Below are 12501 nucleotides of genomic sequence, written 5' to 3'. Positions count from 1 at the left end.
AACAGCCGGTCCTCCAGGTACGTCATGTTCGCGCGGCGGGTGGGTAGGCGGCTCCGTCGAAGGACGAGTCGCCCCCGAGGAACGGAGCAGCCGAGCCGATGTCGCACACCTCCCCGTCCGCCGAACCGGCCACGAACCCGCAACTGGCGGGCTCGTGGTCGGACTGGGCCGGCGAGCACACCACCGCACTGATCGGGATACCGCTGCGCATCGCGCTCATCGTGGTGATCCTGCTCGTGCTGCGCGCGGTGGCCAAGCGGGCCATCACCCGGGTCGTCCAGCGGGTCCTGGAACCGTCGGCGGGCGAGGCCGAACGCAGCCGCCCCCGCAGACCCGCCCGCGGCGCCGCCGTCCTGCACCGCGACCGGTCCCGGGCACGGCAACGCCGGGAACAGCGGGCCCGCACCATCGGCTCGGTGCTCAGCAGCGCCGTCACCATCGTGCTGTTCATGGTCGGCGTGGCCATGGTGCTCGACCAGGTCGGCATCGCCCTCGGTCCGCTGCTGGCCAGCGCCGGGGTGGTCGGCCTGGCCATCGGTTTCGGCGCCCAGAGCCTGGTGGCGGACTACCTGTCCGGGCTGCTCATCATGGTCGAGGACCAGTACGGCGTCGGCGACTCGGTCGACCTCGGCGAGGCCGTCGGCGAGGTGGAGCACGTCGGCCTGCGCCTCACCCACGTCCGCGACCTCAACGGCGGCCTGTGGCACATCCGCAACGGCGAGATCCTGCGGGTCCGCAACGACAGCCAGGAGTGGGCCCGCGCCGTCCTGGACGTCGCCGTGTCCCACGAAGCGAACCTCGACACCGTCTACCGCGTGCTGGAGGACACCGGCCGGGCGCTGCGCGAGGAGCCGGACTTCGCGGACGTCCTGCTGGAGGACCCCGCGGTGTGGGGCGTGCAGTCCCTGGACGCCGACGGCGTGCTGGTGCGCCTCGCCGTCAAGACGGTGCCGCTCCAGCAGTGGGGCGTCACCCGCGAGCTGCGCCGCCGTACCAAGGAGGCACTGGACGACGCGGGCGTCGAGATCCCCTTCCCGCGCCGGGCGGTGTGGGTGCGCACCGACAGCGCCGGCGGCGCCGACAGCGCCGGCGGCGCCGACACCGCCGGCGGCGACGCGGCGGCGCTCACGCGCTGACGGACCGCTCGCCGGCGCCGGATTTGCGGGACCGGCAAAGACTTTTGGCGCCGCCGGCCCGGCCGGGGCAGCCTGCACACGGAGCGCGCGGCCCGCGCGCCGCCCGAGCAGACGACCCCGGCCCCAGGAGGCACCATGACCGACATCCCCGCCCCGGCTCCCGCCGCGGAATTCTGGGAGGCCCGCTACCGCGACTCCGGCCGCGTGTGGAGCGGCCGCCCCAACGAGCTGCTGGTGCGCGAGGCGGCCGGCCTGACCCCCGGCACCGCCCTGGACCTCGGCTGCGGCGAGGGCGGCGACGCCGTGTGGCTGGCCGCGCGGGGCTGGCGGGTCACCGGCGTGGACATCGCCGTCACGGCCCTCGAACGCGCTGCCGTGCACGCCGCCGAGGCGGGCGTCGGAGACCGTGTCGCCTGGCAGCGGCACGAGTTGGGCGAGTCGTTCCCGGAGGGCACCTTCGACCTGGTGAGCGCGCACTACCTGCAGTCGCCGGTCGCCCTGGACCAGCGGGGGGTCCTGCGCCGCGCGGCGGCCGCCGTCGCACCCGGCGGCACGCTCCTGCTCGTCCTGCACGCCGGCTGGCCGTCCTGGCAGACCGAACCTCCGTTCGACGCCGAGTTCCCCACCCTGGACGGCGTACTGGCCGACCTCGCCCTGCCGGACGGCGGATGGACCGTCGAGACCCGCGAGACCGTCCGCCGCGCCAGTACCTCGCCCGACGGCGTCGAAGGCCACCGCGAGGACCACGTGTGGCGGTTGCGGCGAAACCAGTGATGCCCGCTTTGCCTGATTTGTTGAAAAAGTTATCTCATGAGTTTTTTGAGAGATAGGCATGGTTTTGTGAGTACGGGGACACCTGTGGTGTGAAGGCTATTGGCCGACCAGAGGGAGATGGTGACATGCCTTCCAAGGAGACGGTGACCGAAGAGATCACCCGCACCCCGAACATCGACATCGACGCGGCGCTCGACCCGGCCGAGGCGGAAGGCGTCTTCCGCGACAGCCGCGAGTGCGCGGCACTGGCCCTGGCGGGCGGCGACTACGGCCTGCTGCTGTCGCCGCCGACCCCGCGCCCGAAGAAGGGCTGACCGACCGACAGGAGCAGTGAATGCACCAGCCAAGCACTTCGTCCTTCCTGACGGACGCGGTGCGGGAGTTGGCAACCGGCGTGGCCTCCGCTCTCAGCAGCGGGGGCCACGGCCCGGTGTCCGGGGACCTGTCGCCCGCCGCCGGCGCCGACGGCTTCGCACCGGCCGCCGTCCGGGTCCTGGGGGCCGACTTCCTGCTGCCGCACCACCTCTTCGGCACCCGCCCGGGCGAGGCCGAACTCGCCCTGTTCCGCCAGGCCGTGGAGAGCTACCCGCCACGTGCCGACGCCGCGCCCACCGTGGTGTGGAGCCACTGGGCGATGACCCGGACCCTGCACCGGGCGGCAGGACCCGGCCCGGCCGGCCCCGAACCGGCCGCCGGCTGGCTCGACGTAGCCGACTGGCGGACCCTGAGCCACCAGCTCGCCGTCCTGGCCCCGCTCGCGCTCCCCGGCGAGGAATGCGCCGTGGCCCGCGTGGCCCGGCAGCGCCCCCTCGACCTGGCCCGCGGCTTCGTCCGCGCGGTCCGCCGCCGGGACTGGCTCCAGGCGGCCGGCGCCGGCCGCTGGCTGACGCTGCTGGACGGCGTCCCGCAGACCCTCGGCCTGGAGTCCGGGCTGGACTTCGTGGAACTCATGGCCGACGGCGACCCGCAGGTGGGCCTCCAGGTACGGGCGGCCCGGCTGCTGCGGGCCGGAGCACTCGTGTGAGCGCCGCGCCCGTTAGGGAGGCGGTCCGCAGCGTACGGGACGTGGCGGACACGGCACTGGCCTGGGCGGACGCGCACCGCGACGCGTTCACCCTGGGCGACGACGCCCTCGCCGCGCACGCCGAGGTCGACCGCACCTGGAAACCGCTCGGCGAACTGGCCCAGGTGTGCGCCACCGTGACCGCGCTCACCGGCCCCGCCGACCCCCTGCACACCCGCGCCCGCGACCTGCTGGCCCACGCCTGGGACCAGACCGGCCGGGGCGCGCTCCTGGCCGCCCTGCAACGCCGGGAGCCCTTCGCGACGTACCCGCTGGAGGTCTACGCCGCCTTCGCCGCGGCCGGGCTGCGCCACCGCGACTACGAGCGGGCCGCCGCCACGGTGGCCCGTACCCGGGGCTGGCGGCTCACCGAGCAGGACCCGACCCGCCGGCTCGGCGTCCTGGCGGCCGAACGGCACAGCGGCATCACCCGGCCCGGGGACGACCCCGGCGCCGTACGGGACGGCACCTGGCTGGGCGGCCTGCCCGAACCGTGGACCTTCGAACGGTCCGCCGGATACGCCCTCACCCATGTCGTCTTCCACCTCACCGACTGGGGCCGGGCCGGTCCGGCCGGTGTCCCGGCCCGTCTCGCGCAGTATCTGACGCAGTGGCTGCCGCCCTGGCTCGACACCTGCCTGGACGCCGGCCAGTGGGACCTGAGCTGCGAACTGCTCGCCGTGGCGGCGAGCGTGCCCGGCTCCCTCGACCCGCCCGCCCTCCAGGAGGGGTGGCAGCGCCTCGCGGCGGCCCGGCACCCGTCGGGCGCCCTGCCCGAGGTGGCCGCGGCCCCCGCGGACGACTTCACCCACTGCTACCACTCCACCCTCATGGCCGCGTTCGCGGCGACCCTCACCCACGTACACCTCGGCGGACAAGGAGCGCTCGGATGACCGCCACGCGCCTGATGCACACCGTCGGGGCCCGCGCCCTGGAATGGCTGTGGGCCCACCGGGACGGCTTCCGGCTGGAGCCCGACGCGGACCCGGAGGTGGGTTTCCTCCAGCGCTTCAAGCCGATCGGCGAACTGGCCCTGATCTGCAAGGTGCTCTTCCGCGAGGGCGTGGCCGGCTCCCGGCAGACCGAACTGGCCCGGCGGCTCCTCGACCACGCCTGGCGCGAGAGCCTGGACGGCGGCCGCATGCTGGTGCGCGGCCAGCGCACGGAACCGATCTCGTCCATCCCCTTCGAGGTGTACCTGCCCTTCAGGGAACTCGGCCACAGCCAGCCCGAGCTGGAGCGGGCCGCCGTCCTCAACCACCGGCTGGACAGCTGGGCGGCCTTCGAGCGGACCCCCACCCGAAGACTGGGGCTGGCCGCGTTCCAGCGCCGCTTCGGCCTGAGCCCGCACCCGTCCGAGGCCGAGGCACTGAGCGACACCTGGCTGGCCCGCACCCCCGAACCCTGGACGGTCGAGGGCCACATCGCGTACGACATCACGCACGCCGTCTTCCACCTCACCGACTGGGGCGAGAACCCCACCGGCCTGCCGCCCCACGTCGCCGACTACCTCACGGCCTGGCTGCCGAGCTGGATCGACGACTGGACGGACCTGGAACGCTGGGACCTGCTCGGCGAACTCCTCGTCGTCGACGCCTGTCTGCCCGAACCCGTCCTCGACGAACGGGCCTGGGAGGCGTTCGCCGCCGCCCAGCAGCCCGACGGGGCCATGCCCGCCATCCGCGACATGCCCGAGGGCGACCCCGACGAGGTGTTCGACATCGTCTACCACCCGACGCTCGTCGCCGCCTTCGCCTCCCAGCTGGCCACCTCCCGCGCCCTCACCGAGCTGGCGCACTCCGCGTCGTGACGGGCCCTCGCACGCCCTGGCCGGGCGTCCCCGCCACCGAGGAGTCCGCCCCGCCGCAGCGGGCACCGGCCGACGACCCGGCGCTGCGCGAGCGGCTGGCCGAGGCCGTGCACGCCTGCGACGCGCCCGACGTCGTCCTCGCCGTCTCCCGGGGCGGCCGCCGCACCCTGTACGCCGGCGGCACCGGCCCGCCGCCCGCCGTACCCCGCGAGGACCTGCGCTACGAGATCGGGTCGGCGTCCAAGACGTTCGCCGCGCTGCTGCTGACGCGCCTGATCCGGCGCGGCGTACTCACCGGCGGGGAGTCGGCCGCCCGCTGCCTGGACCCCGGCCGGACGCCCGGCCCGCACCCGGTGACGCTCGCGCACCTGATCACCCACACCTCGGGACTGCCCGCCCTGCCGGCCGGATTCGTGCGCCGGGGCCTGCCCGCCTGGCACACCAACCCCTACGCCCGCTACCCGGCCGAGCGGCTGACCGACACCTTCCTGCGCCAGGAGCCGAAGCACCGCCCCGGAACCCGCTGGCACTACTCCAACTACGGCGTCTCCGTGCTCGGCCACGCCCTCGCCGCGGCCACCGGCACCGCCTGGGAGGACCTGATCACCGGACAGGTGCTGCGCGCCCTCGGCCTCAGCGGCACCGCCCTGCGGGGGGAGGGCCCCGAGACCGACGCCGTGGGCCACCGCAAGGACGGCCGCACCCCCGTGCCGCCCTTCGACGCGGGCGGCTTCCAGGCCGCCGGAGCCGTCCGGTCCACGCCCGACGACCTGCTCACCTTCCTGGAGGCGCACCTGGAACCGGACCGCTCACCGGCCGCCGGCGCGCTGCGGGCGGTGCGGGTGCCGGTGCTCCGGCGCGGACTCGGACACCGGCACGTGCACACGGTGGGGTGGTTCCGGCACCCCACCGACGGCGGGCCGATGTACTTCCACAGCGGCGCCACCCTGGGCCAGCAGGCGTTCCTGGGCTTCCGCCCCGACACGGACACGGCCCTGGCCGCCGTGTGCACCCGCAGGTTCCGCGCCCGGGACCCGTTCGTCGCCACCGCCTACGCGCTCCTGGCCGAGGGGTAGGCCGCCCGGACACGGGCCGGCGCGGGGCCGCTTCGGGCGGACCCGCGCCGGACGAACGTCCGTCAGACCCGCTGCCACAGGGCCGGGGCGCTCGCCGGTGACCCGGCGCCCTGGGCCTGGTGGCTCTGCAGGCAGCGGTAGCGCACGCCGTCGTAGGAGACGGTGGTGCCGACCTCGTAGACCCGGCCCGCGGTCCACGCGTCCGCCGCCGCGTTGTCCTGCGGCGCGGGTGTCCCGGTCGCGGCGGAAGTGGTCTTCAGGGTGAGGCCGAAGTCGCTGAGCAGCGGATTGACCGGCTGGTAGAAGGTGGTCCCGCCGTTGGTGCAGTCGCCGGAGCCGCCGGACGTGGTGCCCTGCGCCTGGACGCCCGACACGAAGGGGCCGCCGGAGTCGCCGGGTTCGGCGCACACCGTGGTCTCGGTCAGTCCGTCGACGGTGCCCTCCGGGTAGGTGACACTCGTGTCGTGCTGCTGGATCGTGCCGCAGTGCCACCCCGTGGTCGAACCGGAACGGCACACCGAGGCACCCACGAGCGCCTCCACCGACCCGGCGAGCTGGATCTTCTCGCCGCCCTCGGCCTTCACGTCCGGCGTGGCGGTCCAGTCGGAGTTGACGCCCACCCAGGCCATGTCCTTGCCGGGGAAGGTGGAGGCCTGGAAGGTGCCCTGGTCGGCCTCGTTGAACCCGGTGGTGGTGGCGCCCGGGTCGCCGCAGTGCCCGGCGGTGGCGAAGCCCTCCTGGTCGTCCTTGGTGACGGAGAAGCCGATGGAGCAGCGGGCCTGGTCGTTGATGTAGTAGGCGTCGCCGCCGACCAGGTCCTCCAGCACCCGCGGCTGGTCCGGCGAGACGCGGACGCCCACGTCCGCGGCCGGCACCCCGGCGGCCTCGACGAACGCGGCCGCGGCCGACGCGCCGGTCGCCTGCACCGTGACCCGGTTGGTCTTCACGTCGACGTACCAGACCGGCGTCTGCCGGGTCCGGGTGCGGACGGCGGCGGCGTCCAGCTTCTCCTTGACCGCGCGCAGCTCGGCGAGGTTTCGGCCCACGACGGCCGCCTTGGCGCCCTGCGCCTTGATGGCCGCGGTGTCCGCGGCGTCGGTGGTGGCGACGGTCAGCTCGGCGGAGGTCGCCCCGCTCACCCAGGCACCGGCGAAGCGGTCGCCCAGCGTGTTGCGCAGCATGCCCGCGCGGGTGCCCGCCTCCGCCTCGTTGACCAGCCGGGCCGCCGCCTGTCCGGGTGCCAGCCTCAGGTCGCGCTCCATCGCGCTCAGCATGCGCGCCGGCGCGGTGACGGCGTCGGGCGTGCGGGCCACGGCGGGCCGCGGGCCGGGAACGGGCGGCGGCGCCGCCGAGGCGGCCGAGGGCAGTGCGGTCAGAACCAGGGCGCCGAGCGCGGTGAGGGCTGCGCGGCGGCTGCGCGCGGCATGTCTGCCGACCATGCGATGTGCCTCCTTCGGGCGCTGTGCGAGACAGCGGTGTTCGGTGGGCGACCGTGGGTCACGGCGCGCCCGCGACGAAGTCACAGGCCTTGCCGCAAAATTCCGCGGCGATGCCCGCCCCCGGCCTGTTTCGCGCTATGGGGGACGCCGTGGGTGCCATGTGCAGTACGCGGCCGCCCGTCCGCCGGGCGATCCCGGGTCAGGCGGGCTTCAGCCCCGGTTCGCCCGCCTCGGTGACGAAGGACGCGGCCGTGGTCACGGCGGCGCCCGGCGTGCTGACGGCGGAGACCGTCCTGAAGTCGAGGTGGGTGGCCCGACGGCCGAGTTCGGCCCGGACGTAGCCGCGCTTGCCGTTGTAGAACTTCATGTGCGGGTTGGCCTTGAGATACAGGTCCCAGTTGGCGGGCTGCTCCACGCCGTCCCGGCCGCTGGCCACCGAGGTGCAGGTGACCTCGGTGCCGACGGTGGCGGAGGCCGGGTCGTCGAAGTCCTCCTTGACGTCGAGGGCGTAACCCACGTGCACGTCGCCGGTGAGGATCAGCCAGTTCTCGACCCCGGCGGCCCTCGCCCCGGCGACCACCCGGTCGCGCGAGGCCCGGTAGCCGTCCCAGGCGTCCATGGAGAGCGCGGCGTCGGCGGTCACGTCGAACTTGCGCTGGGAGAAGCACACCTGCTGGGGCATCACGTTCCACAGCGCGGTCGAGCCCTTCCAGCCGTCGAGCAGCCACTGCTCCTGCGCGGTGCCGGTGATGGTGCGCGCCGGATCGTCCGACTCGGCGCCGGGGGCGTGCGGCCGGTCGTCGTAGGCCTGGTCGGAGCGGTACTGGCGGGTGTCCAGGATGTCGAACTGGGCGAGCGTGCCCCAGTGCAGCCGGCGGTACAGCCGGGCGTCGGGACCCTGCGGCAGCTGGGCGGCGCGCAGCGGCTGGTTCTCCCAGTACGCGCGGTACGCGGCGGCCCGGCGCAGCAGGAACTCGGACGGCGGGATGTCGTTCTCCGGGATGCCGCCCGCGTAGTTGTTCTCGGTCTCGTGGTCGTCCCAGGCGACGACGAACGGGTGTGCCGCGTGTGCGGCCCGCAGGTCCTCGTCGCTCTTGTAGAGCGAGTAGCGCAGCCGGTAGTCCGCGAGGGTCATCGTCTCGCGGTTGAAGACGTCGGGCAGCGTGATGTCGGTGTAGCGGCGCTCCCCGCCCTCGGCGTTCACCGCGTACTCGTACAGGTAGTCGCCGAGGTGGAACACCACGTCGACGTCGTCCTGGGAGACGTGGCGGAGCACGGTGTAGTAGCCGTCCTGGTAGGCCTGGCAGGCCACCGCGGCGAGCTTCAGCGACGGGGTGGTGCTGCCCGCCGCGGGGGCGGTGCGGGTGCGGCCGGCCGGGCTGAGCCACGCCCCGGCACGGAAGCGGTAGTAGTAGACGGTTCCCGGTGTCAGGCCCTTCACGTCGACGTGGACGCTGTGGTTGTACTCGGCGTGGGCGTCGGCGGTGCCCCGGGACAGGACGGCCGCGAAGTACTCGTCCAGGGCCACCTCCCACTCGACGGTGACCCGCTCCGTGCCCATCCCGCCGTCCTCCAGGAACGGCTCGGGGGCCAGCCTGGTCCACAGCAGCACCGAGTCCGGCAGCGGGTCGCCGGAGGCGACACCGAGGGTGAAGGGGTCCTTGCTGATCCGGGCGGTGCGTTCGGGCGCGGCGACCGCGCCGCGGGCCGGCAGGTTGGTGGAGAAGGCGAGTGCGGCGGCGGCCGCGGTCACGGTGAGGAAGCGCCTTCGGCCGAGGTGCCGGGCGGCTGCGCCCAGCACGGCGTCGTGGGGGGAGAAGGCGTGCTCGGCCAGTGCGCTGGGTCGGCCCGTGGGCGCCATCTGGTGTCCTCTCGTACAACGGGGCGATGCGCGGACCCCGCATGTTAAGCAGACAAAACGCCTTGAACGGGCAGGGCTTGCGGAGTGATCACACAGGAGGAGGTACGCGCGGCCGGAGCTACGCACGCGCAGGGGCCGGACGGACGGTCCGGCCCCTGGCGGGTGGTGGCGGGTGGTGGCGCGTGGTCTACGACGGCAGCGGTGAGCGGCTCACCCGGATCTTGGACTGGCCGTGCGGCCGCTGCTCCCAGTCCTCCATGAACCGCGCGTGCAGGTTGTGCTGGGCGGCCAGGGTGAGCAGCGTGTCCGTGCGGTAGTAGAAGTCCTCGCGGAGCACCTGGTGCTCGGTGCCCTCCGTCCGGCCGAAGGTGAAGTCGAAGAACCCGGTGTCCGTCAGGACGCGTCCGACGTGCGCCAGGCACTCGTCGATGACGTTCAGCGGCGAGTGGGAGAAGACGCTGTGCGCGTGGACGACGTCGAAGTGGTCGTCGGGCAGGAACTCCAGCCGCAGGTCCCCGGTGATGGTCAGGTGCGGCAGCTTGGCCTGGAGTCCGCGCTCGGTCAGGGTCTTCTTGGCGGCGATCAGGATGTCCGGCGAGATGTCGACGCCGTAGTAGTGGCCGCTGTCGAGGTGGTCGATGAACCGCCAGCCGCCGCGCAGGTTGCCGCAGCCGATGTCGAGCATCCGGTGCTCGGGGCGCAGTCCGTGCTCGACCAGGTAGTCGAACTGCATCTGCCCGAGCGCCAGCCAGCGGCCGTGCGTCCGGCTGCCGACCGCGGCCTCGGGACTGCGCCGGGTGTCGGAGGCCATCACCGCCCGGTAGTAGCCGACGTGGTCGGGGTGCTTGACCCGCAGCCACGCGTCCCGGCCGGCCCGGCGGACGTAGGGGCCGACGCGCTCGGGGTGGCGCAGCGCGTACCCGACCTTGTGCGTGAGCGCGGCGCGGTTGCTGCGCAGCTTCTTCGGGGACTTGGCGTCCTTGGACATGGGGGACGACCTCCGTACGGGGGACTCGGGCAGGGGACTCGGACAGTGGGAGGTGCCGGCCGGGGTGTCAGACCCGGCGGCGCAGCAGGAGGACCGTGACGAGGACGAGCGCGAGCGCGAGGCCGCCGAGCAGCGCCGTGTCGGTCCACTGGAAGCTCCAGTAGTCGCCGGCCGGATTGGCCTCGTAGTAGCGGGAGACATACCCGTGCCGCGTCATGCACTCCCGCAGTTCCCGCCCGGAGGGGAAGGCGCACTCCAGCGCGGAGTCCCGCCGGCCCGAACCGGTGATCATGCCGTAGTGCCCGGTGGACCACTTGTCGCCCATCGGTTCCTTGGGCCGCCAGCCGTCGCTGACGTACCGGTGCGGCGGAACCAGCAGGCGGGCCCGGTGCGACCACTGCACCGCCACCGCCACCGCGCCGGTGACCAGCAGCGTCCAGGCCATCGCGGACAGCACCCGGCGCGTGAGCAGACCGGCGAGGGTGCCCACCGCCAGCCCGAACAGCGCGGCGGCGACCAGGGAGGGCCCGGAGCCGGTCAGCGCGGTGGCCTCGTACCAGAACAGGCCGTAGCCGCGGTTGGCCGCGGGCTCCCACCACCAGCGGAACAGCAGGGCCAGCGAGCCGGACAGCGTCACGGTGCCGAGCGCGGCCAGCGCGAACCGGGACGCGAACCACTGGGCCCGCCCGACGCCCTGGGTCAGGACCATCCGGTGGGTGCCCAGCTCCCGGTCGCGGCCCAGCAGCGGCGCGCCCCAGAACATGCCGACCAGGGCGGGCAGCGCGATGTTGAGCGCGCCGAGCAGCCTGAGCGGCTCCACGTCCAGGAACCGGGGCAGTCCGTCCGGCGCCCGGGTGCAGTACAGCGGCCCGGGGTCGCAGCCGTCGAACAGCCCGCTGCGCAGGTCGTCGACCATGCCCGCGCGGGAGTACGCGGCGAGCGCGGCGGCGGCCAGCAGGACCGCGGCGCCGCAGACGATCAGTGCCCGTTGCTGGCGCCAGGCCAGCCACAGCGTGCCCTTCACGCCGCCTCCCCGTGCGCGGCCGCGGCGTCTTCCTGGAGGTGTCCGAGCAGGATCTCCTCCAGGCCGGGCCGCTCGACGTGCCAGTCGCCGACGACCGGGCCCCGCGGGCGCACCAGGGCGGTCAGCTGCCGCCCGTGCGTACGACGCCGCACCACGGTGTGGTCCCGCAGCGCCGGCGCCTCGTCGACGTGCCCGGTGAGCAGGATGTGGCCCTCGCGGAGCGCGTCGGCGTCCTCGCTCAGCTGCACCCGGCCGGCCCGCAGCAGCAGCACCCAGTCGCAGGTCTGCTCCAGATCGGGCAGGACGTGCGAGGACATCACGATGCTCACCTCGCGCTCCGCCGCCTCGGCCATCAGCGTCGCCATGATCTCGGCGCGCACCACCGGGTCCAGGTCGGCGAGCGGCTCGTCCAGCAGGAGCAGTTCCGGCCGCTTGCCGAGGGCCAGGGCGAGCGCCACGCGGGTGCGCCGGCCCGGCGACAGCTCGCCCACCCTGGCCGTCGCGGCGATGCCGCCCTCGCGCACGACCCGCTCGGCCACCGACCGGTCCCACGAGGGGTTCAGCATGCCGCCCATGCGGAGGGTGTCGGCCACGGTGAACCGCGGGTAGAGCGGCCTGTCCTGGGTCAGCAGGGCCACCCGGGTGCGGGCCGCGGCGGCGTCCGGCGCGGAGCCCAGCACCCGTATCCGCCCGTGCGTGGGGCGCAGCAGCCCGCCGGCCAGGTGCAGCAGCGTGCTCTTGCCGGCGCCGTTGCGGCCGACCAGGGCGGTGATGCGGCCGCGCGGCACCGTGAACCCGCAGTCCCGCAGCGCCCGGTCGCCGCGGAACCGGTAGCGGAACCCGAGGTCCGTGGCGTGCAGCGCGGCGGGCTCGTCAGGCCCGGTCATGCGTCCTCCTGTTTCCGTCCCCGGTCGCCCGGGTCGTGCTCGTGTTGCCTGTCGTGCTCGTCGAGGGCCGCCGTGACCAGGGCGAGTACGTCGTCCCGCTCCAGTCCGGCCGCCAGGGCCCGTGCGACCCATTCGGCGACGTCCGCCCGCAGGGGCGAGTCGTCCTCCGCGCCGGGCCGCGCCAGCGACCGCGTCACGAAGGTGCCGAGCCCGCGCCGCGAGCGGACCAGGCCCGCCTGCTCCATGTCGCGGTACGCCCGGAACACGGTGTTGGGGTTGATGGCGGTGGCGGCGACGACCTCCTTGGCCGTCGGGAGTCTGTCCCCGACCCGCAGCACACCCATCCGGAGTGCCTGCTCGGTCTGCCGCACGATCTGCACATAGGCCGGGATGCCGCTCTGTCGATCGATCCGGTACTCGACCACGTCACCTTCCATGCTTTC

13 protein-coding genes are annotated in these 12501 nt (G+C 74.2%); 7 read left to right on the top strand and 6 right to left on the bottom strand.

Translation table 11 applies throughout. The annotated features are described in order from the left end of the window. Nucleotides 1-98 precede the first annotated feature (98 nt). The 7 genes from ACH4D3_RS28810 (at nucleotide 99) to ACH4D3_RS28780 (ending at nucleotide 5859) form a co-directional block, all read left to right on the top strand. Nucleotides 99-1136 carry a mechanosensitive ion channel family protein gene (locus ACH4D3_RS28810; RefSeq protein WP_398327781.1) on the top strand — a complete coding sequence of 346 codons (1038 nt, stop codon included), beginning with the start codon at nucleotides 99-101 and terminating at the stop codon, nucleotides 1134-1136. Between the two features lie 135 nt (nucleotides 1137-1271). Next, entirely contained in the window at nucleotides 1272-1910 is a 639-nt protein-coding gene (locus ACH4D3_RS28805; RefSeq protein WP_398327778.1) for a class I SAM-dependent methyltransferase, read from the top strand. Nucleotides 1911-2035: 125 nt separating this feature from the next. After that, on the top strand, nucleotides 2036-2224 hold the full coding sequence (locus tag ACH4D3_RS28800) for a hypothetical protein (RefSeq protein ID WP_115740535.1): 189 nt from the start codon (nucleotides 2036-2038) through the stop codon (nucleotides 2222-2224). Nucleotides 2225-2244: 20 nt separating this feature from the next. Further along, nucleotides 2245-2934, top strand: a complete 690-nt coding sequence (locus tag ACH4D3_RS28795) for a hypothetical protein (RefSeq protein WP_398327775.1) — start codon at nucleotides 2245-2247, stop codon at nucleotides 2932-2934. Beyond that, nucleotides 2931-3866 (top strand): DUF6895 family protein, encoded by a 936-nt coding sequence (locus ACH4D3_RS28790; RefSeq protein ID WP_398327772.1) that lies wholly within the window; start codon nucleotides 2931-2933, stop codon nucleotides 3864-3866. Before ACH4D3_RS28795 ends, ACH4D3_RS28790 begins: the two co-directional genes overlap by 4 nt. Then, entirely contained in the window at nucleotides 3863-4783 is a 921-nt protein-coding gene (locus ACH4D3_RS28785; protein WP_398327770.1) for a DUF6895 family protein, read from the top strand. Before ACH4D3_RS28790 ends, ACH4D3_RS28785 begins: the two co-directional genes overlap by 4 nt. Then, nucleotides 4780-5859 (top strand): serine hydrolase domain-containing protein, encoded by a 1080-nt coding sequence (locus ACH4D3_RS28780; protein WP_398327768.1) that lies wholly within the window; start codon nucleotides 4780-4782, stop codon nucleotides 5857-5859. The genes ACH4D3_RS28785 and ACH4D3_RS28780 overlap by 4 nt, the downstream gene beginning before the upstream one ends. 62 nt (nucleotides 5860-5921) lie before the next feature. On the opposite strand, the gene ACH4D3_RS28775 is transcribed toward ACH4D3_RS28780, so the two are convergent. The 6 genes from ACH4D3_RS28775 to ACH4D3_RS28750 all read right to left on the bottom strand — a co-directional run bounded on the left by ACH4D3_RS28775 (nucleotide 5922) and on the right by ACH4D3_RS28750 (nucleotide 12495). Continuing rightward, complete coding sequence (locus ACH4D3_RS28775; protein ID WP_398327765.1) at nucleotides 5922-7298, bottom strand: alpha-lytic protease prodomain-containing protein; 1377 nt, start codon at nucleotides 7296-7298, stop codon at nucleotides 5922-5924. 199 nt (nucleotides 7299-7497) lie between these two features. Next, nucleotides 7498-9159: an alkaline phosphatase D family protein gene (locus ACH4D3_RS28770; protein ID WP_398327762.1), complete on the bottom strand. Its 1662-nt coding sequence runs from the start codon at nucleotides 9157-9159 to the stop codon at nucleotides 7498-7500. 187 nt (nucleotides 9160-9346) lie between these two features. Then, complete coding sequence (locus ACH4D3_RS28765) at nucleotides 9347-10147, bottom strand: class I SAM-dependent methyltransferase (RefSeq protein ID WP_398327759.1); 801 nt, start codon at nucleotides 10145-10147, stop codon at nucleotides 9347-9349. 67 nt (nucleotides 10148-10214) lie between these two features. Next, entirely contained in the window at nucleotides 10215-11171 is a 957-nt protein-coding gene (locus ACH4D3_RS28760; RefSeq protein ID WP_398327756.1) for a transporter, read from the bottom strand. Beyond that, a complete protein-coding gene (locus ACH4D3_RS28755; protein WP_398327753.1) occupies nucleotides 11168-12058 on the bottom strand; it encodes an ATP-binding cassette domain-containing protein in 891 nt (296 codons plus the stop codon). The genes ACH4D3_RS28760 and ACH4D3_RS28755 overlap by 4 nt, the downstream gene beginning before the upstream one ends. After that, nucleotides 12055-12495 (bottom strand): GntR family transcriptional regulator, encoded by a 441-nt coding sequence (locus ACH4D3_RS28750; RefSeq protein WP_398327750.1) that lies wholly within the window; start codon nucleotides 12493-12495, stop codon nucleotides 12055-12057. The genes ACH4D3_RS28755 and ACH4D3_RS28750 overlap by 4 nt, the downstream gene beginning before the upstream one ends. Nucleotides 12496-12501: the final 6 nt, after the last annotated feature.

The sequence above is a fragment of the Streptomyces sp. NPDC018026 genome (assembly GCF_044327745.1).
Classification (GTDB): Bacteria; Actinomycetota; Actinomycetes; order Streptomycetales; family Streptomycetaceae; genus Streptomyces; species Streptomyces rubrogriseus.
This window is presented reverse-complemented; position numbering and strand designations above follow the sequence as displayed.

Bases quoted from the DNA above. Each gene is read 5' to 3' on its own strand.
- ACH4D3_RS28810 (WP_398327781.1), top strand. From the start codon at position 99: ATGTCGCACACCTCCCCGTCCGCCGAACCGGCCACGAACCCGCAACTG.
- ACH4D3_RS28805 (WP_398327778.1), top strand. From the start codon at position 1,272: ATGACCGACATCCCCGCCCCGGCTCCCGCCGCGGAATTCTGGGAGGCC.
- ACH4D3_RS28800 (WP_115740535.1), top strand. From the start codon at position 2,036: ATGCCTTCCAAGGAGACGGTGACCGAAGAGATCACCCGCACCCCGAAC.
- ACH4D3_RS28795 (WP_398327775.1), top strand. From the start codon at position 2,245: ATGCACCAGCCAAGCACTTCGTCCTTCCTGACGGACGCGGTGCGGGAG.
- ACH4D3_RS28785 (WP_398327770.1), top strand. From the start codon at position 3,863: ATGACCGCCACGCGCCTGATGCACACCGTCGGGGCCCGCGCCCTGGAA.
- ACH4D3_RS28775 (WP_398327765.1), bottom strand. From the start codon at position 7,298: ATGGTCGGCAGACATGCCGCGCGCAGCCGCCGCGCAGCCCTCACCGCG.
- ACH4D3_RS28770 (WP_398327762.1), bottom strand. From the start codon at position 9,159: ATGGCGCCCACGGGCCGACCCAGCGCACTGGCCGAGCACGCCTTCTCC.
- ACH4D3_RS28765 (WP_398327759.1), bottom strand. From the start codon at position 10,147: ATGTCCAAGGACGCCAAGTCCCCGAAGAAGCTGCGCAGCAACCGCGCC.
- ACH4D3_RS28755 (WP_398327753.1), bottom strand. From the start codon at position 12,058: ATGACCGGGCCTGACGAGCCCGCCGCGCTGCACGCCACGGACCTCGGG.
- ACH4D3_RS28750 (WP_398327750.1), bottom strand. From the start codon at position 12,495: ATGGAAGGTGACGTGGTCGAGTACCGGATCGATCGACAGAGCGGCATC.